Below are 16,786 nucleotides of genomic sequence, written 5' to 3' on the forward strand. Positions count from 1 at the left end.
CTGAGGACCCCGAATTTGAAACCTTCTACACGAAGAACATTCTTCTGAATGAAGGTCTGCGTGCCTGGATGGCACCGGCTGACCAGCCGCACGAAAACTTCGTCTTCCCTGAAGAGGTTCTGCCCCGCGGCAACGCTCTTTGATTCAAGGGATCAATGGTTTTTGCCGATCAAGCGCTCCCACGGGGGCGCTTTTTTCTTGGCTACATTTACAGCGTTCTGTCAGCAGTGGTGTGGCGCCGTCCTGGCCCTTGGGCTCAGGTGGTGCCGAAGGCATCGCCGGCTGGCCCCAATCCCCAGAGGAGGAGGTGCCCGTGAGTTCCAGTTGTTTCACCCAGGGTCTGCTGATCGCGGAGAACGCCGGCTGATTTCGGCGCCTGATTCCTGATCAAACGGTTCCGCGCCAGAGCGGACCCGGCGAGAGCCCCCGGCACCACGGTCTTCGGACCCTGGAGCCGGGGGCATCGTTTTGGCAGCCTGTCGCCTGGCAGTTTCATGAACAGGCCATTGTGCGCAGTGGCACAGGAGCAGGCGCCACTCCTGTGTTATGGGGCGAATATGGGTGAGGCGCATCGCGCCATCTCGTGTGAGGAACCCATGAAACTCTTTAAGCAACTGCTGGTTGCTCCTGCAGCCCTCGGTCTGCTGGCCCCTGTGGCCGCTACCGCTGCTGAGCTCAACCTGGACGGCGTCAACAAGTACGCCTCCGAGGAGCAAGTCACCAGCATCTCCCAGTTCTCTGACGTCAAGCCCACCGACTGGGCTTACCAGGCTCTGTCCAACCTGATCGAGCGCTACGGCTGCGTCGCTGGTTACCCCGACGGCACCTACAAGGGTGGCCGGGCCATGACCCGCTTCGAAGCAGCTGCTCTTCTCAACGCTTGCCTCGACCGCGTCACCGAAGTGACCGACGAGCTCAAGAAGCTGATGGCCGAGTTCGAGAAGGAACTCGCCATCCTCAAGGGCCGCGTGGACGGTCTTGAGGCCAAAGTGGGCGAACTGGAAGCCAACCAGTTCTCCACCACTACCAAGCTGAAGGGTATCGCCACCATGGTGCTGGGCGGCGCCAGCAACACCGGTTTTGGTGACGAAGTCACCATGAACTACGACGTTCGCCTGAACTTCGACACCAGCTTCACCGGCAAGGACCTGCTGCGCACCACCCTGCGTTCCGGCAACTTCGCCGACTCCGCCTTTGGCAATGGCAATACTGCCTTGGAAGTGGCTTTCCAGGAAGATCAAACTGGTGCGCCTGGAGTTGACACGGTTGGTATCAACCGTCTCTTCTATCAATTCCCCGTTGGCGAGAACCTGACCGCCACCTTCGGCGCCAAGGTCCGTCAAGATGACATGCTGGCCATGTGGCCTAGCGTTTATCCCTCCGACAGCATCCTCGACCTGTTCACCTATGCAGGTGCTCGTGGTGCTTACACCCTGAACCTCGGCGCCGGTGTTGGCCTCTGGTATCAAAAAGAGGGCTTTAGCATCAGCGCAAACTTCGTTTCTGCTGAAGCTGCTTCTGAAGATTCCACCTCTGGTGTTGATGAGGCTTACACCTTCACTGCCCAGGTTGGCTACGCCGGTAGCAACTGGGGTGCCGCCCTTGCTTACACCTACTCGGATTTCGTTGAGTTTGATGGCGTTTATGCCAACAACATGGGCCTGAGTGCTTACTGGCAGCCTTCTGAGGCCAGCTGGGTGCCCTCTATCAGTGCTGGTTTCGGCTACGGCACTTCTAACGCAGCTCTCCTCGACGACAACTGGAGCTGGATGGTTGGCCTGCAGTGGGCTGATGCCTTCGTGAAGGGCAATGATCTTGGCATGGCCATAGGTAGCGCTGGGCAAGTCGGGGTTGGCGCGGGCAATGGAACCGGCGGCATCTGGTTCGATGACGGCAACAAGACCCTGGCTTACGAGCTGTGGTACAAGTTCCAAGTCACCGACAACATCAGCGTGACCCCCGCTTTCTTCTACATCGAGAACAGCGGAACATCCGATACAGCTGGCGGCCTGCTGAAGACCACCTTCAAGTTCTGATCCTCAGAACACAACTGGGCCGGATCCCTCACACTTCCGGTCTTTTGTCCTCCACTTCTCAACACACCCCTCGATCAACCCCGGCGCAAGCTGGGGTTTTTTATTGTTGGCCTTTCGAGGCATTGCCCTGGCTGCTGCCGATCCCTATCGCGTGCTGGGCGTGTCGCCTGCTGCCACGGCTGCCGAAATCAAGGCCGCCTACCGCGCCCTGGTGAAGCAGCACCACCCCGATGCCGGTGGCGACGACCGCACAATCCTGGCCCTCAATGCCGCCTGGGAGGTGTTGCGAGATGTCGATCGCCGCCGGCGTCACGACCACGCCTGCCGCACCACCACAACCCGTCAAAGGGGCAAGGCGCCAGACAAGTCTGCTGCTCCCCCTACGGCAACGGCCACTGAGCAGGATCTGCTTGCTTGGCTGCAGCTCGTGGTGGCTCCGTGCGATCGGTTTTTCGCTCAGGTGATCAACTCCTTCCCGGGCCAACTCAAGTCTTTGGCCGCCGATCCCTACGACGACGCCTTGATGGAGGCGTTTTGCCGTTTTCTGGAGGTCAGCCAGGCGCGCCTGGTCAAGGTGGAAGCCCTCTACCGCTCCCGCTCCTGTCCAGCAGGGGTAGAGAGCTTCAGCCTCGCCCTCTACCACTGCCTCAGCCTGGTGAAGGATGCTTTCGCTGATCTCGAGCGTTACACGCTCGGCTACGTGGATTCCTATCTGCGCGATGCCCGTGAGCTGTTGCGCCAGGCCAAGGCTCGCCGCAGCCAGTTGCTGGCCGATTCCCGTCAGCTGCGGCGTTGAGGGCGTGCGCCCGGCAGAATGAGCTCTGCCGCCAGCACCGTGTTGATCGGCTTTTTGTGTTTGGTTCAGTGCTTCGGCCTGACTATCAACCGGGTCTGAGTGATCTCGACTTCCTGGTTGATTTCCAGCCGATGCCGCCTGTTCGCAAGGCCCATGCCTTTTCGGCATGCGTGATGCGCTTCACCATTTGCTTGGTGCTGAGGTGGACTTGGTGATGGCTGGTGCGGTGCGTAATCCGATCATTGCTCGTGAGATTGCAGCCACCTGCCAGCAGATCTGTGGCATGTGATCCGGATCCCATCTTCTACCGTTTGATGATCAATGTTGGGTGACATGACTACAGCCTCCTTTGCTCACGGCAACCGTCTATCCGGGCGAGGGTGGGCTCTCCGCAGCCATTGCTGACCCCGGCAGCAACCGGCAGCTGTTGGAGCCGACGACGGCGTTGGTGTCTGAGGAGGCGGTGGGGACGGTTAAATGGGACGATCCCTCAGCTTTAGCCAAGGCAGCCGAAGTTGCCGGGGCTAGAATTGTGAATCAACTTCCGCCATCGACGCATGACGCCCCTGCTGAAGCGACTCGAAGAGCAAGCTCGAACTCTCTGCCCTGAGGACAGAGCAAGACTTGCTGAGGTGATGCTGGAATCTTTGCATTCTTCAACAAATGAAATTGATTCTGCCTGGCAGGACGAGGTTGCGCACCGTCTAGACGCTGTTGATCGTGGATTGATGCCAACCCATAGCGCTGATGATGTATTTGCCGAAGCGAGTGCGATCCTTCGGTGAGAACCGCTCGGATTGCGGATGCAGCCAAGCTTGAGCTGATTGCGGAAGTAGAATACTTTGAAGGTAAGGAAGCTGGATTGGGCTCCCGGTTTCTGTCTTCAGTTCAAGAAGCGGTGTTGCGTGCTCTTATATACCCCTTGACTGGTTCGCCTTACAGGGGAAATACCCGGCGATTGCTCGTCAAGGATTTTCCGTTTGCCGTTGTCTATCGTTGCCACAAGGATGAAATCGTCATCTTTGCGTTCGCACATCTCTCTAGACGACCAGGATACTGGCGATCACGAATCGATAACGCTTAATCGAGCTCTTCAATAGAGCTTGATTCCCGCCTTGCCAGGTGTTCTCATGCCATAGGAAACGCTTCCAGCTGATCGAGCCGCAGCCACACATCCGGCACCGGCCTCCGCCAACGCAGCTGGGCGTAGTCGCCCTTGATCGCCAGGATCTCGCCGGGCCCCTCGATCACATAGCCCGGCAGGCCATCGCTGGCGCTGGCCTCCAGGCTGCCGGCGTAGGCCGCACTGTTGACCCGCACCAGGCTGCCTTTCTTCAGTGCCGGCTGGCTGGGAGGAGCGGCGGCGGCATCAGCCATGGCAAGAAGTCCAGTTGGCCACAGGCTAAGGCCGCCGGCGCAGGCCAGGCTTCGATGCCTATCGTCCAAGAACGCGAGAGAGGAAGGATGCGCCTGCTGCTGCTGGGTTGCTCGGGGTTCGTCGGCCGGGAGCTTGTTCCCTTTCTGCTCGAGCTTGGTCACGAAGTGACCCTGGTGAGCCGACAGGCCCAGCCCTTCCCGTCCCTGGTGGGCAAGCGTCTCGCCTGCCTCCACCTTGATCCCGCCGATCCCGCCAACTGGGCCCACAACGGCCTCGACGTGGCTGTGTCCCAGTCCGATGGCGTGGTGAACCTGGCTGGCGAGCCGATCGCTGAGCGCCGCTGGACGCCGGCCCACCGGGACGTGTTGCTACAGAGCCGCGTGCGCACCACCGAGCTGCTGGTGGCGTCCATGGCGCGGCTTGAGACGCCCCCGGCGGTGCTGGTGAGCGGATCGGCCGTGGGCTTCTACGGCACCAGCCTGGAGGCCCGCTTCCAGGAAACCAGCCCGGCCGGCAACGACTTTCTGGCCGAAATCTGCCAGCGCTGGGAAGCCGCCGCCGATCAGGCCCCCGTTGGCTGTCGGGTTGTGAAGCTGCGCATCGGCATCGTGCTGGGCCCCGACGGCGGCGCCCTTGGCAAGATGCTGCCGGTGTTTCGGATGGGCTTCGGCGGACCGGTGGGTTCCGGTCGCCAGTGGATGAGCTGGATTCACCGCCACGACCTCTGCCGCCTGATCGCCACCGCCCTGGAGGACGTCTCGTTCAGCGGGGTCTACAACGCCGTGAGCCCGGAGCCCACCACCATGGGCAGCTTCGCCCTTGCCCTGGGGCAGGCCCTGGGCCGGCCCAGCCTGTTGCCCGTGCCTGGGCCGCTCCTGCAACTGCTGCTCGGTGACGGGGCCCAGGTGGTGCTTGAGGGTCAGCAGGTGCTGCCTGAACGTTTACAGGCCCAGGGCTTTGCCTACCAATACCCCCAGCTCAACGCTGCCCTCGCTGCTGCCACCAGCCCAGCATCCCACTGAGCAGGGCGGCCCCCATCAGCAGCCCGATCGCCGGGGTGAACAGCGGCTCCCATAGCCGCTGAAACAACTCCAATGGGGCTTCCACCTTCTGGCTGTGCAACACCACCGCCGTGGCAAACCAGAGGGCCCCGGCGATCACCACGAACACATCCACCACCAGCACCGTGTCCATGGCGCCTTTGAGCTGCCGCAGCAGGCCTGGAGAAGAGTCGGGCGCCGTCATGGCCGATTCGGGGAGGTGAGGGCGGCAGGATCCGCCAGAAGCTCCATGATCGCCGAGGCCATCGCGGCACTGCCGCCCGGCCTGCCGATCCGCTCCAGGCCGATGGCCGCCAGCTCTCGCTGCAATCGGGGGCCGTGGTGGGGATCGCGCTGCTGATCCAGCAGGCTCTGCACCAGGTGGGCCGAGGTGGCCAGGGTGCGGGCCTGGCCACTGGGGCCGGGGGCGCAGTGCACGCCGGGGCCCAGCAGGCGGCGCTGGGCTTCGGCAAAGCCCGCCGTGAACTGAGGGCCCCGCCCCGCCAGCTGCAACACCGGCTTGCCCAGCCCCACCGCCTGTTCGGCGGCCGTGCCGGCGGTGCACAGCACCAGCGCCGCGCCGCGCAGGATCTCGGTGAACTGCCCCCAGCCCAGCTCCAGCAGCAGCGGGCCGCGCACCAGGCGATCCTCCCCCTCCAGCCGCCAGCCGAGGCTCTGCCCCAGTTGGGCGATGCGGCGGCGGTCCAGGTCGGGCACCAGGGTGGCCCGTAGCCGCAGCCCCTGGACTTGCATCCAGTTGTCCGGCAACAGCGCCAACACCTGCAGCATCAGGCCCAGGTTGCGGGCTGCTTCCGGCAGGCGGCTGCCCGGCACCAGCGCCAGTTCCAGGCCCGCCGCTACCGCGTCCGGCGGGTGCTGCTGCCTGTGGGGGTTGGCCGCGCTCACCACATCGAGGAAGGGATTGCCCAGAAAGTGCACTGGCCGCGCCAGTTGCTGCGCGAGGTCGGTGGCGGTGAGGGAATCGCGGCTCCAGATCGCCCGGATGCTGGGCCGACCCAGCAGCCAGCCGCAGGGCCAGGACAGCCGCAGGCGGCCCTCGTAGTGGCTCGAGTAGGCCACCAGATACACGGCGGTGGGTAGCCCCGACAGCCAGCCCCCCAGCACCGCCAGCACATCGCCCACGGCCACCACCAGCCCGTAGTGCCGCCGGTGGCGGCGCAGCAGCAGCAGCCGGCCCAGCACGTAGAGCAGCTGGCCTTCCATCAGCTCGCTGAGGCGTCCGGCCAGGCTGGTGTAGCCCAGGCCGCCGGTGCTGCAGCTGCGGGTGCGCCCCAGCACCGGCACCCCCAGCTGGCGATAGGGGTTGCCATGACCCACCAGGGGCAGGGCTGCCACGGAAATGCCTTGCTGGATCAGCTGGGCAGCCACCAGGGCGCCGCTGAGGTCCTCCCCGTGGCCGTTGCTGAGCAGCAGAACCGGTTTCAACCCGCCAGCCAGGCCTTCACCTTGTCCATCGCCTTCCAGCCAGGTTTGCGCTGGAGGCCATCGGCAATCGACTCCTGCAGTTCTTCAGCCATCTCCGGCGCCATCGCCATCACACGCTGCACGATTTCGATGTGCTCCCGCACACCCTTGGCGCCGGTCTCGAGCATGGCCAGGCTCAGATTGATGCGGGCCTGCGGGTCCTGGGGATTGAGGCGAACGGCCGTCTTGGCGGAGCGCAGGGCTGCCTGGGGCTGGTCGTCGAGCAGCTGCAGCCAGGCCAGGCAGGTCCAGCCAGCCGACTGTCCGGGGGCCTGTTCGGTGATGGCGAGGAAGCTGTCGATCAGCTCTGCCGGCGCGGTCCCTTGCTGGTAGCGCTCCATGGCCTGGTCAAACAGGGAGGGGGCTTCCTGGGTGGTGGCTTCGGGGGAGGTCATGGGGCGTCGACAGGCCTGATCGTGGACTCAGATTGCCACCTTGTCGGCCAGCTCCACGATCAGCGGGGAGGTCTGCGCTGAGGAGCTTGGCCATGGCCTACACCGCAAACGAACTGCCGCAGCCGCAGGTCTGGGTGGCGTTGGGGTTGGTGAAATTAAAGCCGCCGCCGATCAGGGCACTGGAGAAATCCAGCTGCATCCCGTAGATGTAGAGGAGGCTTTTCGGGTCGCACACCACCTCGAAGCTGGGCGCCCCAGCTGGCTCATAGGTGTAGCGCTCGTCGTCGCTGCGGATCTCGGTCGGAGCGATGAAATCCATCGTGTAGCTCATGCCGCTGCAGCCTCCCGAGCGCACGCCCACCCGCAACACCTTGTCTGGGCCCTGCTGCTGCATCAGGGCGGCGAGCTGCTTCATGGCCGGCTCGGTGATCTGGATGCCCTTGCCGTCTCTGGCGGTGAAGGTGGCCTGGGGTACCGCGTCGGTGGCGGCCTGGGCTTCGGCGATCTCGCTGCTCATCATGGGCGGGGTGATCGGGGGCGTGGGCCTGGTCCACCCATCGTATGGAGCCCGCCCAGTCGCTGCCGGGCTGGCCCGCTCCATAGAGTCGTTCCCACTTAAGGAGCAGCAGGGTGCGCGTCGCCATCGTGGGTTCAGGACTGGCCGGCTTGGCGGCGGCGGTGGATCTGGTGGATGCCGGCCACCAGGTGGATCTCTACGAGGCCCGGCCGTTCATGGGCGGCAAGGTGGGCAGCTGGGTGGATGAGGGCGGCAACCACATCGAGATGGGGTTGCATGTGTTCTTCTTCAATTACGCCAACCTCTTTGCCCTGCTGCGCAAGGTGGGCGCGATCGACAACCTGCTGCCCAAGGATCACACCCACCTGTTCGTGAACACGGGCGGCGACCTGCGCGAGCTGGATTTCCGCTTCGCCCTCGGCGCTCCCTTCAACGGCTTGAAGGCCTTCTTCACCACACCCCAGCTCGACTGGGTTGACAAGCTGCGCAACGCCCTGGCCCTGGGCACCAGCCCGATCGTGCGCGGCCTGGTCGACTACGAGGGCGCCATGAAGACGATCCGCGCGCTGGATCGCATCAGCTTCCAGGAGTGGTTTGTGGGCCATGGCGGCAGCCAACAGAGCATCGAGCGGATGTGGAATCCGATCGCCTATGCCCTGGGCTTCATCGATTGCGAGGCGATCTCGGCCCGCTGCATGCTCACCATCTTCATGATGTTTGCATCCAAAACCGAGGCCTCCAAGCTCAATCTGCTCAAGGGTTCGCCCCACCGCTGGCTCACCGGCCCGATCTTCGACTACATCCAGCAGCGCGGCGGCCGGCTGCACCTGCGCCACCGGGTCACCGAGATCCACTACGAAGAGGCTGGCGCCACCCCCAGCGCCGACACCCGTGTCACCGGACTCACCCTGGGCACCCCTGAGGGTGAAATCCAGGTGCAGGCCGATGCCTACCTGGCCGCCTGTGATGTGCCCGGCATCCAGCGGATGATCCCAGAGGCCTGGCGCAGCCACAGCCTGTTCGACAACCTCTACCAGCTCGAAGCGGTGCCGGTGGCCACCGTGCAGCTGCGCTACGACGGCTGGGTGACTGAACTGGGCGATTCCCCCGCCGCGCAGGCCGCCCGCGGCGATCTCAGCCGCCCCGCCGGCCTCAACAACCTTCTCTACACCGCCGACGCCGACTTCAGCTGCTTCGCCGATCTGGCCCTGGCCAGCCCAGAGGACTACCGCAAGCAGGGCCTGGGCTCCCTGCTGCAGTGCGTGCTCACCCCTGGCGATCCCTGGATCCCCAAGAAAACCGAGGAGATCGTGGCCGCCACCGATGCCCAGGTGCGCCGGCTGTTCCCCTCCGCCGCAGGCCTCACGCTGGTGTGGAGCAATGTGGTGAAGCTGGCCCAGTCGCTGTATCGCGAGGCCCCCGGCATGGAGCCCTACCGGCCGGATCAGCGCACACCGGTGAGCAACTTCTTTTTGGCCGGTAGCTACACCAAACAGGACTACATCGATTCGATGGAAGGCGCCACCATGAGTGGACGTCTGGCCGCTGCGGCGATCCTGGACCGCCCCGTGGCCCTGGCCACCAATACCTCTGTTAGTTAGGAGATTCCATGGGCCGTTGGCTCGAGCACAGCGTCACCACGGACATCCGGGCCTCGGTTGAGCAGGTGTGGGAGGTGTGGAGTGACCTGGAGTCCATGCCCGAATGGATGCGCTGGATTGAGTCGGTGGTGACCGAACCGAACGACCCCGATCTCACCGACTGGACCCTGGCGGCTCAGGGCTTTCGCTTCCACTGGAAGGCCCGGATCAGCCAACGGGTGGAGGCCCAGCAGCTGCACTGGGAGTCGGTGGGAGGCCTCCCCACCAAAGGGGCGGTGCGCTTCTATCCGCAAGCCCCCCAACTGACGGCGGTGAAGCTGAGTGTCAGCTATGAGTTGCCGGGGGTCTTGGCACCGCTGATGGAACCCAGCATCCTGGGGGGGATCGTCACCAAGGAGCTCCAGGCCAACCTGGACCGTTTCCGTGACCTGGTTGAAACCCGTTATGCCTAGGTTCGTCGGTGTGGCTGTAGGGACTGCGCTACTGCTGGCCTCCTGTGGTGGGGAGCAACCCCCGGAGATGACCAGCCAGCTGCCGCCGCCCCCTTCGGCCGTGGTTGGGTCGTCTCCAGCCGCCTCGCCCCCGATGGCCGCTCCGGGCCCTCCGGCTGGGCTGACGCCCCTGCCCAGTTCCAGCCAGGTGGTGGCTTCTATCGCCTCTGGGCGAGTGGACCCCTTCGCTCCGGTGGGGGGCTCCGGGGGGAGTTCGGCCCCGCTCAGTCTGCCGCCGGGCCTGGTTTTCAATGGCGTGATCCGCTCCGGCGGCACGCCCGAAGCTCTGGTGCAGTTCGAGGGCGAAACAGGCACCTTGCGGGTGGGCCAGCGCGGCGGTCGCACCACCCCACTGCTGCCGGCGGGTTGGAGCGTGGCCAGCATTGATGTTCAGCAGGGGCGCCTCACCCTGCGGCAAGGCAAGCAATCGGTTACGGCTGAGCTCTGAGGCTGCGACTGCAGGCTTCCACCAGGCCTGCCAGATCGTGTGGATCGGCTTCGCCATCCACCCGGCCCAGCAGCTGCCGGCAGCGGTCGCTGGTCTGGGGGCCGATCGACACCACGGCCACCCCATCCAATTGGCGCGGCCAGGCCGGCCCGTAGGCCGCCTCCAGCATCTGGCAGGTGTGGCTCACGGTTTTGCCGCTGCTGAAGGTGATGGCGTCGAGGTGCCGTTGCTCCAGGGCTGCTACAGCGGCGCTGGGCAAGCCCTCCGGGCAGCGGGTTTCGTAGGCCGCCACCTCCACCACCCGGGCGCCGGCCTCGGCGAAGGCCTCCGCCAGGAGGGTGCGGCCACCGCTTTGCACCCGAGGCAGCAGCAGCCGCAGTCCCCATCCCGAGGCAGGGAAATGTTCCAGCAGGCTGTCGGCCACGAAGCTGGGCGGGATGAAATCGGCGCTGGCGCCGAGGGCATCCAGCTGGGCTGCCGTTTTGCGGCCCACGGCGGCCAGCTTCAGGCTGGCGGGGCGCCGGGCCAGGGACCGGCCCAGGCGGCGCAGCCGCTGCTCCACGGCCTCCACTCCATTGCCACTGGAGAACACCAGCCAGTGGAAGTCGTCGAGCTCGGCCAGGGCGTCGTCGAGGGGCCCCCATTCGTCGGGGGGCGTCACCACCAGCGCCGGTAGGTCGACCACCGTGGCGCCGGCCGCCTCAAACAGCCGCCGGGCCTCTCCCAGCTGGGTCTCGGCCCGGGTTACGGCGATGGTGCGGCCGCTCAGGGACAACTCGGGGGCCAGGGTCATGGCGGTGCAGTCCTGGGGTCAGTCGTCCAGCTTGACCATCGTGCCGGCCTGGCGGCGCAGCGCCTCGGCCTCGTCTCCGCGGTTCTGCTGCACCAGCAGCGCGATCGCCTGGCGAAAGGCCGAACGGGCGCCGGGGATGTCACCGCCGAGCAGCAGCGCAACCGCCAGATTCTGTTGGGCGGCGGCCAGACTGGGATCGCGCTGCAGGGCGGCGCGATAGGCCGCGATCGCATCCGGGAGCCGGCCCCGCCGCCGCTCGACCAGCCCCAGATGCAGCCAGCCCAGGGCCAGCTCCGGGGCAGCCGCGGTGGCTTCGCGGCAGAGGCTGCAGGCCTCTTCCAGGCGGGTATGCCCCTGCGCCTCCCCCTGCTGCAGCAGGCCGGCCAGGTTGAGCCGGGCCGCCAGGGTGAGCCGCGGCGGCAGCGGTAGGGCCAGGGCCTGGCGGTAGAGCTGCTCGGCGCGGGCCGGGGCGCTGCTGGCGTGGGCGATGGCCAGGTGCAGCAGCAGCTCATAGCGCTCGGGATGGCGGCAGGGCGGGCAGTGGGCCAGCCCCTGCTCCAGCAGGGCGATGCCGCGTTCGCGGTTGCCCTCGCTCACCTCCAGGCTGCCGAGCTTGGCGCAGGCGTAGGGGTCGCCCGGGTGGACGGCCAGGTCGGCTTCCATGGCCTGGCGCAGCCGCTCGGCCTTGGTGCCGCTGGCCAGCAGCTCGGGCCTGTAGCCGTCATGGGCGATGGCCGGCACATCGCAATCGGCCAGGCGCCAGCGGGGCTCCTGCTCCAGCAGTGCCAGCACGCTGTCATCCACCATGGAGTGGTAGGGCCGGCTCCAGTGGATGGCCGGATGGCGGCGAAACAAGCGGCTGACGTTGGAGTAAGGCGACTGGGCCGCCCCCCGCTCTTCCCGCAGCAGGTTGATCAGCAGCAGATCCGGCTGCGCCATCAGCTGGCGCAGGGGTTCGCGGGCCTCGGGTAGCAGCCACTCATCGGCATCGAGCACCAGCACCCAGTCGCCGCGCACGTGCTCCAGGGCCGCATTGCGGGCCGGGGCGAAATCACCCGGCCAAGGCAGCTGGTGCACCACGGCGCCGCAGGCCTCGGCCACGGCGACGGTGGCGTCCGTGGAGCCGGTGTCGAGCAGCACCATCTCATCCACGAACCCCGCCACCGAGACCAGGCAGCGCTCCAGCCGCTCGGCTTCGTTGCGCACGATCATCGAGAGGCTGAGCATAGGCGTCAGTCGGTGAAGCCGGCGCCGGCTTCAGTGTCCCCCAGCCCCAGCCCCCTGCCCAGCCGGTTGAGCGCTTCCGCCTGGGCCAGGGGCATCTGGCCGGGGCTGTAAACCCCCGGAATCCCGGCGGGCAGCAGCGGCTGCAGCTCCTCCCACAGGTAGGGCGAGCCATACACCACCACGCCGGCCAGCCGCCCCGCCGTCACCAGTTGCTGCAGCGCAGCTGGCCAGGGTTCGGCGCTGCCGGCGCTGCCGCGGAAGGGATTGCCCCGCACAAACAGCTGCAGCAGCACCGGCCCCGGGCCCAGGTGCTCCAGGGCCAGGGGAGCGTCGGCCCCACCACTCCAGAGGCTGGGGCTGCGGCTCTCCAGCAGCACGCTGCGCCAGCCCCGGGCTTCGGGGCGGCTCAGGGCTGGGGCGGTGGCGGGCAGAAAGGGGGCGGCCAGGGCCGAATCCAGGCGGATCAGGTTGATTCCTGGCTGTCCGGCCGTCGGGTCCGTCGCAGTCCTGCCGCCATCCGGCGTTTCCTCCCGGCTGGCCTCCAGGGTGGCGATCACCAGCTCCAGGGCCAGGGCCTGGTCGGGCTGGGCGGCGGCTTCGGGGTCTGGGGCGGCCGCCGGTTCGGCGCAGCACGCGAGGGCCCGGCGGCGGCGCTCGGCACTGGCCTCGAGTTGGTCCCGGCTGAGTCGGCCGCTGTGCACGGCCTCAGCGATGGCCGCAATGGCGGCCGCGGCATCGGCGGGCATCAGCACCAGGTCGGCGCCGGCCTCCAGGGCCAGCACCGCCGCTTCGCCGGCGCCGTAGCGGCTGGTGATGGCCTCCATCACCAGGGCATCGGTCACCACCAGCCCGCCAAAGCCCAGCTGCTCGCGCAGCAGCCCGGTGAGCACCGGCCTCGACAGGGTGGCGGGCCGCTCCGGATCAAGGGCGGGCAGCATCAGATGGGCGGTCATGACGGAGGCCACCCCGGCGGCGATCGCCTGCTCAAAGGGCGGCAGTTCGATCGCCGCCAGCCGGTCGCGGCTGTGGGGCAGCAGCGGCAGGGTGAGATGGGAATCGCTGCTGGTGTCGCCGTGGCCGGGAAAGTGCTTGGCGCAGGCGAGCACCTTTTCGGATTGGGCGCCCCTCACGAAGGCCGCCGCCAGCGCCCCCGCTGAGGCAGGGTCATCCCCCCAGGCCCGCACGTTGATCACGGGGTTGGCGGGATTGTTGTTGACGTCGCACACCGGCCCCAGCACCCAGTTGAGGCCCAGGGCCCGGGCATCCCGGCCGGTGCAGCGGCCGTAGCGCTCAGCCAGGGCGATTGCCCGCTGCGGCTCCTGCCGGTAGAGGCGCCCCAGGGCCAGCGGCGGCACCAACCAGGTGGCCCCGTCAAAGCGTTGGCCCACCCCTTCTTCCACATCGGCGCAGAGCAGCAGCGGCTGGCCGGCCCAGCGCCGCAGCTGGGCGCAACGCAGGGCCACCTCCGCTGCGCTGCCGCCCAGCAGAATAACGCCGCCCGCCCCGGCCTCCAACAGGGCCCGGAGCTGGGCATTGGGCAGTTCCCAGCGGGGGTAGCCCCGTTGGTGGTCGGCGAGGGTGCCGCTGGCGCGCACCACCAGCAGTTGGTGAATCAGCCGCTGCAGGTCGGCCTCAGAGCTCACTGGCCTCGGCCGGTTCACCTTTCTCCTGCCGCTGCTCCTCAAGTCGGTTGAGCAGGCCCAGCACTGAGGTGCCCTTTTCAAGGCCGCGGTCGAGCACGAACACCACCTCGGGGGTGCGGCGCATCTTCAACCTCCGGCCCAGCTCACCTTTCACGTAGACGCTCGCCGAGCGCAGACCCTCCATGGCCTGGCTGCGATCGTCCTCGCTGCCGAAAATGCTCACGAAGATCTTGCAGTGCTGCAGGTCGCCGGCCACCTCCACGGTGGTGACGCTCACCATGCCCTGGCTGACCCGCTCGTCCTTGATGCCGCCGATCAGCAGCTCACTCACTTCGCGGCGGATCAGGGAGGCCACCCGCTCCACCCGTCGGCTCTGTGCCATGGCTATGCCAGCGGTGCTGGGTTCACCATCGCACGCAGGATCAGCACCAGGCTGAGCATGCCGCTGACGCCCGCCCCGATCAGGGCCACCGCCGTGACCGGATTGCGGCCCCGGGCTGCGAGGGGCTCGAACACCGAATTGGCCACCCCCAGGCCGAAGGCCACCAGATAGCGCGGGTAGCGCGTCACGTTCAGGAAGAAGTCCTTCATTGCCCGGAGTGGTCGGTGCCTGCTGCGTGCTGGCTACTCTGCCGTCCAGAGGCGGGGTTTGACACATGCAGCTGCACCAGTTCAGGCATTCCGCCTTCTGCGAGAAGGTGCGGCTCGTGCTTGCCGCCAAGCGCCTCGACTACACCGTGGTGGAGGTCACCCCCGGCATCGGCCAGTTGGAGCTGTTCCGCCTTTCGGGCCAGCGCCAGGTGCCGGTGCTGGTGGATGGCAGTGAGGTGATCGCCGAATCACCCGCGATTGCGCTCTACCTCGAGCGGCACCATCCTGAGCCGCGCCTGCTGCCGGAGGCCCCGGCGGAGCGGGCTCGGGTGCTGCTGATCGAAGACTGGGCCGATACGGCCCTGGCCGCGGGTTGCCGGTTGGCCCTGGTGCAGGCCGCTGCCAGCGATGCCGTGCTGCGCAGTGCCCTGCTGCCGGACTCCACCCCGGGCCCCCTGCGCCAGCTGGTGAGCAGCCTGCCGGCGGGGGTGATGGCCGGCGTAGGCGAGGCGGTGGCCAGCGTGGTGGGCACGGCCGAATGCCAACAGCTGCAGACCAACCTGGAGCAGCTGGCGTTGTTGGTGGCCGACCAGCCCTACTTGGTGGGCGACCGCCTGACGTTGGCCGATCTGGCGGTGGCGGCCCAGCTGGGGTTGTTGAAGTTTCCAGCCAGCAGCGGCGTGCCCCTGGCGGGTCTGGGGGTCAGCGGCATCGCCGACCATCCCCTGCTGGAACCCCTGTTCAGCTGGCGGGATCGGATCGCGGTGGAGGCGGGACGGGGCTAACGGGCGTCAGCTCCAAGCTGTAGTGGCCGCTGCTGCTGGCCGCGGCGGCCAACCCCAGGGCCGGTGAGGGGTAGCTGGCCTGCCACTGTTCGGCGCCCACGCTCCCATCGGAGCGGACGCTGTAGCGGCTCAGGGTTTCCACCCGGCTCACCCGCGGATCGCCGGGACCATGCAGCACCTGCAGGGCCAGCTCATCGGTCCAGAAGTGGGTCGCATCCGGCTGTTCGCTGCGGCGCCCCACCACCGTCGATTCCAGCCGCTGATCGCCAGCCAGCACGGCGATTTGGCGGTTGGGGTTGGCCGGATCATTGGCCACCTGCAGCAGCGCTTTGCCCAGCAGGGCCCGGCCGATCGCCGTGGCGTTGAAGGCCCGATCGCCCACCACCGCGCCGTTGGCGTTGCGTTCGAACTGCACCCGGTAGTCGAGGTCGTCGCTGCGCACCCGCCAGCCGCCCTCCATCCAGGCGGGGTAGGTGAGGTCCTGGTGCCCGGGTCGGCTCGAGGGGCGCTCCAGGGGGGCGGGCAAGCGCCATTCGGGCCAGTGGGCGGCCCGCTCCGCCAGCACGCCGGGACTGACCGCCAGCAGCAGCGCCAGAATGGGGGCCAGTAGGGCGCCAGTCATGTCCGATCCCCTGTTGCGGGAGCTTGATCATTACGTGGTGCTGGAGCCTGCCGGCGAGGAACGGATTCTCACCGCCGCCGAAACCCTGGCCTGGCTGGCGGCTCAGCTCACGGCCCTGGAGCAGGTGCCGGCGGATCTGGCGGCTTTGGCCACTCCTGCGGAGCAGGCCCAGCGGCTGTTGGAAACGGCCTGCGAACTGGAGCTCGCCCCAGGCTTGTCAATCCAGTGGTTCGCCGTGCGACTGGAGCCCCCCGGCTGAACTCAGTTCAGGCTCGCGGTGGTTTCACCGTTGTCGTTCTGGAGGCGGATCGGGGCTTCGGGGGCGGCGGCCGGCTCTTTGAGAATCGCTGGCAGGGCTGCCAGCACCTGCTGGGCCACCTGGGCGGGGTCTTCGCCCCCCTGAGGCACCTGCAGGTCGGCCTGGCGGTAGAGCGGTTGCCGCTGGGCCAGGAGCTCACCCAGACGGGCGCCGGGATCGTCGGCCTGGAGCAGGGGCCGGGGGGTGGGATCGGCTCGCAGCCGCTTCAGCAGCAGCGGTGCCGGCGCATCCAGCCACACCACCACGCCCTGGCGCATGTGTCCCCAGTTTTCCGGTCGGGTCACCACCCCGCCGCCGGTGGCCACCACCAGGGAATGCCAGCCAGCGATCTGGCCCAGCACCGCCGTTTCCAGCTCCCGAAAGCCAACCTCGCCGTCGCTGGCGAAGATGTCCGGGATGGTGCGGCCCGCCACCTGTTGGAGGGCGTCGTCGGCGTCGAGGAAGCGGTAGCCCAACGCTTCGGCCAGGGGGCGGCCGACCGCACTCTTGCCGGCTCCCATCATGCCGACCAAATACAGGTTGAGCCCCTGCAGCCGCTGGGCCAGGGCGTGGTGGCTGGGGGTGGTCATGGGGAGGTTTTCATGGCACAGACGCCGCGGCCCTGGCCGTTTCTAGGATG

At 67.1% G+C, this 16,786-nt stretch carries 24 protein-coding genes and 1 pseudogene; 13 read left to right on the forward strand and 12 right to left on the reverse strand.

Features of this window, described 5'->3' with window-relative positions; all coding sequences use genetic code 11:
• The 7 genes and pseudogenes from KBY70_RS12800 to KBY70_RS12825 all read left to right on the forward strand — a co-directional run.
• Nucleotides 1–143: pseudogene (locus KBY70_RS12800) on the forward strand (photosystem II D2 protein (photosystem q(a) protein)); the annotation flags it as partial.
• Between the two features lie 89 nt (nucleotides 144–232).
• On the forward strand, nucleotides 233–367 hold the full coding sequence (locus KBY70_RS12805) for a hypothetical protein (protein WP_254988756.1): 135 nt from the start codon (nucleotides 233–235) through the stop codon (nucleotides 365–367).
• Between the two features lie 229 nt (nucleotides 368–596).
• Entirely contained in the window at nucleotides 597–2,036 is a 1,440-nt protein-coding gene (locus KBY70_RS12810) for an iron uptake porin (protein WP_254988757.1), read from the forward strand.
• A gap of 106 nt (nucleotides 2,037–2,142) precedes the next feature.
• A complete protein-coding gene (locus KBY70_RS12815) occupies nucleotides 2,143–2,832 on the forward strand; it encodes a J domain-containing protein (protein ID WP_254988758.1) in 690 nt (229 codons plus the stop codon).
• Between the two features lie 68 nt (nucleotides 2,833–2,900).
• A complete protein-coding gene (locus tag KBY70_RS14605) occupies nucleotides 2,901–3,047 on the forward strand; it encodes a hypothetical protein (protein WP_409996067.1) in 147 nt (48 codons plus the stop codon).
• Nucleotides 2,999–3,121: a hypothetical protein gene (locus tag KBY70_RS12820; RefSeq protein WP_254988759.1), complete on the forward strand. Its 123-nt coding sequence runs from the start codon at nucleotides 2,999–3,001 to the stop codon at nucleotides 3,119–3,121. The genes KBY70_RS14605 and KBY70_RS12820 overlap by 49 nt, the downstream gene beginning before the upstream one ends.
• Before the next feature lie 268 nt (nucleotides 3,122–3,389).
• Nucleotides 3,390–3,617, forward strand: a complete 228-nt coding sequence (locus KBY70_RS12825; RefSeq protein WP_094561533.1) for an addiction module protein — start codon at nucleotides 3,390–3,392, stop codon at nucleotides 3,615–3,617.
• Nucleotides 3,618–3,960: 343 nt separating this feature from the next.
• On the opposite strand, the gene ndhO is transcribed toward KBY70_RS12825, so the two are convergent.
• Entirely contained in the window at nucleotides 3,961–4,209 is a 249-nt protein-coding gene (gene ndhO, locus KBY70_RS12830; RefSeq protein WP_254988760.1) for an NAD(P)H-quinone oxidoreductase subunit O, read from the reverse strand.
• An 87-nt stretch (nucleotides 4,210–4,296) separates the two neighbouring features.
• Between ndhO and KBY70_RS12835 the strand changes: the two genes are divergently transcribed.
• On the forward strand, nucleotides 4,297–5,232 hold the full coding sequence (locus KBY70_RS12835) for a TIGR01777 family oxidoreductase (protein ID WP_254988761.1): 936 nt from the start codon (nucleotides 4,297–4,299) through the stop codon (nucleotides 5,230–5,232).
• Here KBY70_RS12835 and KBY70_RS12840 read toward each other — a convergent pair.
• The 4 genes from KBY70_RS12840 to KBY70_RS12855 all read right to left on the reverse strand — a co-directional run bounded on the left by KBY70_RS12840 (nucleotide 5,189) and on the right by KBY70_RS12855 (nucleotide 7,647).
• Nucleotides 5,189–5,455 carry a hypothetical protein gene (locus KBY70_RS12840; protein ID WP_254988762.1) on the reverse strand — a complete coding sequence of 89 codons (267 nt, stop codon included), beginning with the start codon at nucleotides 5,453–5,455 and terminating at the stop codon, nucleotides 5,189–5,191. The genes KBY70_RS12835 and KBY70_RS12840 overlap by 44 nt on opposite strands.
• The gene (locus KBY70_RS12845; RefSeq protein ID WP_254988763.1) at nucleotides 5,452–6,696 is read right to left on the reverse strand and encodes a lipid-A-disaccharide synthase-related protein; all 1,245 of its coding nucleotides are present in this window, start codon (nucleotides 6,694–6,696) and stop codon (nucleotides 5,452–5,454) included. Before KBY70_RS12845 ends, KBY70_RS12840 begins: the two co-directional genes overlap by 4 nt.
• On the reverse strand, nucleotides 6,693–7,130 hold the full coding sequence (locus KBY70_RS12850) for a hypothetical protein (protein WP_254988764.1): 438 nt from the start codon (nucleotides 7,128–7,130) through the stop codon (nucleotides 6,693–6,695). Before KBY70_RS12850 ends, KBY70_RS12845 begins: the two co-directional genes overlap by 4 nt.
• A gap of 97 nt (nucleotides 7,131–7,227) precedes the next feature.
• A complete protein-coding gene (locus KBY70_RS12855; RefSeq protein WP_094561542.1) occupies nucleotides 7,228–7,647 on the reverse strand; it encodes a HesB/IscA family protein in 420 nt (139 codons plus the stop codon).
• A 113-nt stretch (nucleotides 7,648–7,760) separates the two neighbouring features.
• Here KBY70_RS12855 and zds point away from each other — a divergent pair, with 113 nt between their 5' ends.
• The 3 genes from zds (at nucleotide 7,761) to KBY70_RS12870 (ending at nucleotide 10,187) form a co-directional block, all read left to right on the forward strand.
• Complete coding sequence (gene zds / locus KBY70_RS12860; protein WP_254988765.1) at nucleotides 7,761–9,248, forward strand: 9,9'-di-cis-zeta-carotene desaturase; 1,488 nt, start codon at nucleotides 7,761–7,763, stop codon at nucleotides 9,246–9,248.
• Between the two features lie 8 nt (nucleotides 9,249–9,256).
• Nucleotides 9,257–9,700, forward strand: a complete 444-nt coding sequence (locus tag KBY70_RS12865; protein ID WP_094561525.1) for an SRPBCC family protein — start codon at nucleotides 9,257–9,259, stop codon at nucleotides 9,698–9,700.
• Between the two features lie 67 nt (nucleotides 9,701–9,767).
• Nucleotides 9,768–10,187: a hypothetical protein gene (locus KBY70_RS12870; RefSeq protein WP_254988766.1), complete on the forward strand. Its 420-nt coding sequence runs from the start codon at nucleotides 9,768–9,770 to the stop codon at nucleotides 10,185–10,187.
• Here the strand turns inward: KBY70_RS12870 and KBY70_RS12875 are convergent.
• Genes KBY70_RS12875 through KBY70_RS12895 form a run of 5 tightly spaced genes read right to left on the reverse strand, consistent with a single transcriptional unit; the run spans nucleotide 10,171 to nucleotide 14,441 of the window.
• A complete protein-coding gene (locus KBY70_RS12875; RefSeq protein ID WP_094561523.1) occupies nucleotides 10,171–10,980 on the reverse strand; it encodes a uroporphyrinogen-III synthase in 810 nt (269 codons plus the stop codon). The two genes, KBY70_RS12870 and KBY70_RS12875, sit on opposite strands and share 17 nt — an antisense overlap.
• Nucleotides 10,981–10,998: 18 nt before the next feature.
• Entirely contained in the window at nucleotides 10,999–12,207 is a 1,209-nt protein-coding gene (locus tag KBY70_RS12880) for a TPR domain-containing glycosyltransferase (protein ID WP_254988767.1), read from the reverse strand.
• Between the two features lie 5 nt (nucleotides 12,208–12,212).
• Nucleotides 12,213–13,850 (reverse strand): glycoside hydrolase family 3 N-terminal domain-containing protein, encoded by a 1,638-nt coding sequence (locus tag KBY70_RS12885; protein ID WP_254988768.1) that lies wholly within the window; start codon nucleotides 13,848–13,850, stop codon nucleotides 12,213–12,215.
• Nucleotides 13,840–14,232: a 30S ribosome-binding factor RbfA gene (rbfA, locus tag KBY70_RS12890; RefSeq protein WP_094561520.1), complete on the reverse strand. Its 393-nt coding sequence runs from the start codon at nucleotides 14,230–14,232 to the stop codon at nucleotides 13,840–13,842. Before rbfA ends, KBY70_RS12885 begins: the two co-directional genes overlap by 11 nt.
• 2 nt (nucleotides 14,233–14,234) lie before the next feature.
• Nucleotides 14,235–14,441 (reverse strand): DUF751 family protein, encoded by a 207-nt coding sequence (locus KBY70_RS12895; protein WP_254988769.1) that lies wholly within the window; start codon nucleotides 14,439–14,441, stop codon nucleotides 14,235–14,237.
• A gap of 65 nt (nucleotides 14,442–14,506) precedes the next feature.
• Here KBY70_RS12895 and KBY70_RS12900 point away from each other — a divergent pair, with 65 nt between their 5' ends.
• A complete protein-coding gene (locus KBY70_RS12900) occupies nucleotides 14,507–15,226 on the forward strand; it encodes a glutathione S-transferase family protein (protein ID WP_254988770.1) in 720 nt (239 codons plus the stop codon).
• Here KBY70_RS12900 and KBY70_RS12905 read toward each other — a convergent pair.
• A complete protein-coding gene (locus KBY70_RS12905; protein WP_094561517.1) occupies nucleotides 15,183–15,848 on the reverse strand; it encodes a DUF6816 family protein in 666 nt (221 codons plus the stop codon). The genes KBY70_RS12900 and KBY70_RS12905 overlap by 44 nt on opposite strands.
• Between KBY70_RS12905 and KBY70_RS12910 the strand changes: the two genes are divergently transcribed.
• Nucleotides 15,847–16,107 (forward strand): chlororespiratory reduction protein 7, encoded by a 261-nt coding sequence (locus KBY70_RS12910; protein ID WP_094561516.1) that lies wholly within the window; start codon nucleotides 15,847–15,849, stop codon nucleotides 16,105–16,107. The two genes, KBY70_RS12905 and KBY70_RS12910, sit on opposite strands and share 2 nt — an antisense overlap.
• Nucleotides 16,108–16,109: 2 nt before the next feature.
• Here the strand turns inward: KBY70_RS12910 and KBY70_RS12915 are convergent, their stop codons facing one another.
• Nucleotides 16,110–16,736 (reverse strand): shikimate kinase, encoded by a 627-nt coding sequence (locus KBY70_RS12915; RefSeq protein WP_094561515.1) that lies wholly within the window; start codon nucleotides 16,734–16,736, stop codon nucleotides 16,110–16,112.
• Nucleotides 16,737–16,786 lie beyond the last annotated feature (50 nt).

Origin of the sequence: Cyanobium sp. ATX 6E8, from assembly GCF_024346335.1 — a bacterium.
Taxonomy (GTDB): domain Bacteria; phylum Cyanobacteriota; class Cyanobacteriia; order PCC-6307; family Cyanobiaceae; genus Cyanobium_A.

Excerpts from the sequence above, each read along its gene's own strand:
- KBY70_RS12810 (WP_254988757.1), top strand. The coding sequence starts at position 597 with ATGAAACTCTTTAAGCAACTGCTGGTTGCTCCTGCAGCCCTCGGTCTG.
- KBY70_RS12820 (WP_254988759.1), top strand. The coding sequence starts at position 2,999 with ATGCGTGATGCGCTTCACCATTTGCTTGGTGCTGAGGTGGACTTGGTG.
- KBY70_RS12825 (WP_094561533.1), top strand. The coding sequence starts at position 3,390 with ATGACGCCCCTGCTGAAGCGACTCGAAGAGCAAGCTCGAACTCTCTGC.
- ndhO (WP_254988760.1), bottom strand. The coding sequence starts at position 4,209 with ATGGCTGATGCCGCCGCCGCTCCTCCCAGCCAGCCGGCACTGAAGAAA.
- KBY70_RS12835 (WP_254988761.1), top strand. The coding sequence starts at position 4,297 with ATGCGCCTGCTGCTGCTGGGTTGCTCGGGGTTCGTCGGCCGGGAGCTT.
- KBY70_RS12840 (WP_254988762.1), bottom strand. The coding sequence starts at position 5,455 with ATGACGGCGCCCGACTCTTCTCCAGGCCTGCTGCGGCAGCTCAAAGGC.
- KBY70_RS12850 (WP_254988764.1), bottom strand. The coding sequence starts at position 7,130 with ATGACCTCCCCCGAAGCCACCACCCAGGAAGCCCCCTCCCTGTTTGAC.
- KBY70_RS12855 (WP_094561542.1), bottom strand. The coding sequence starts at position 7,647 with ATGAGCAGCGAGATCGCCGAAGCCCAGGCCGCCACCGACGCGGTACCC.
- KBY70_RS12865 (WP_094561525.1), top strand. The coding sequence starts at position 9,257 with ATGGGCCGTTGGCTCGAGCACAGCGTCACCACGGACATCCGGGCCTCG.
- KBY70_RS12870 (WP_254988766.1), top strand. The coding sequence starts at position 9,768 with ATGACCAGCCAGCTGCCGCCGCCCCCTTCGGCCGTGGTTGGGTCGTCT.
- KBY70_RS12875 (WP_094561523.1), bottom strand. The coding sequence starts at position 10,980 with ATGACCCTGGCCCCCGAGTTGTCCCTGAGCGGCCGCACCATCGCCGTA.
- KBY70_RS12880 (WP_254988767.1), bottom strand. The coding sequence starts at position 12,207 with ATGCTCAGCCTCTCGATGATCGTGCGCAACGAAGCCGAGCGGCTGGAG.
- rbfA (WP_094561520.1), bottom strand. The coding sequence starts at position 14,232 with ATGGCACAGAGCCGACGGGTGGAGCGGGTGGCCTCCCTGATCCGCCGC.
- KBY70_RS12895 (WP_254988769.1), bottom strand. The coding sequence starts at position 14,441 with ATGAAGGACTTCTTCCTGAACGTGACGCGCTACCCGCGCTATCTGGTG.
- KBY70_RS12900 (WP_254988770.1), top strand. The coding sequence starts at position 14,507 with ATGCAGCTGCACCAGTTCAGGCATTCCGCCTTCTGCGAGAAGGTGCGG.
- KBY70_RS12910 (WP_094561516.1), top strand. The coding sequence starts at position 15,847 with ATGTCCGATCCCCTGTTGCGGGAGCTTGATCATTACGTGGTGCTGGAG.
- KBY70_RS12905 (WP_094561517.1), bottom strand. The coding sequence starts at position 15,848 with ATGACTGGCGCCCTACTGGCCCCCATTCTGGCGCTGCTGCTGGCGGTC.
- KBY70_RS12915 (WP_094561515.1), bottom strand. The coding sequence starts at position 16,736 with ATGACCACCCCCAGCCACCACGCCCTGGCCCAGCGGCTGCAGGGGCTC.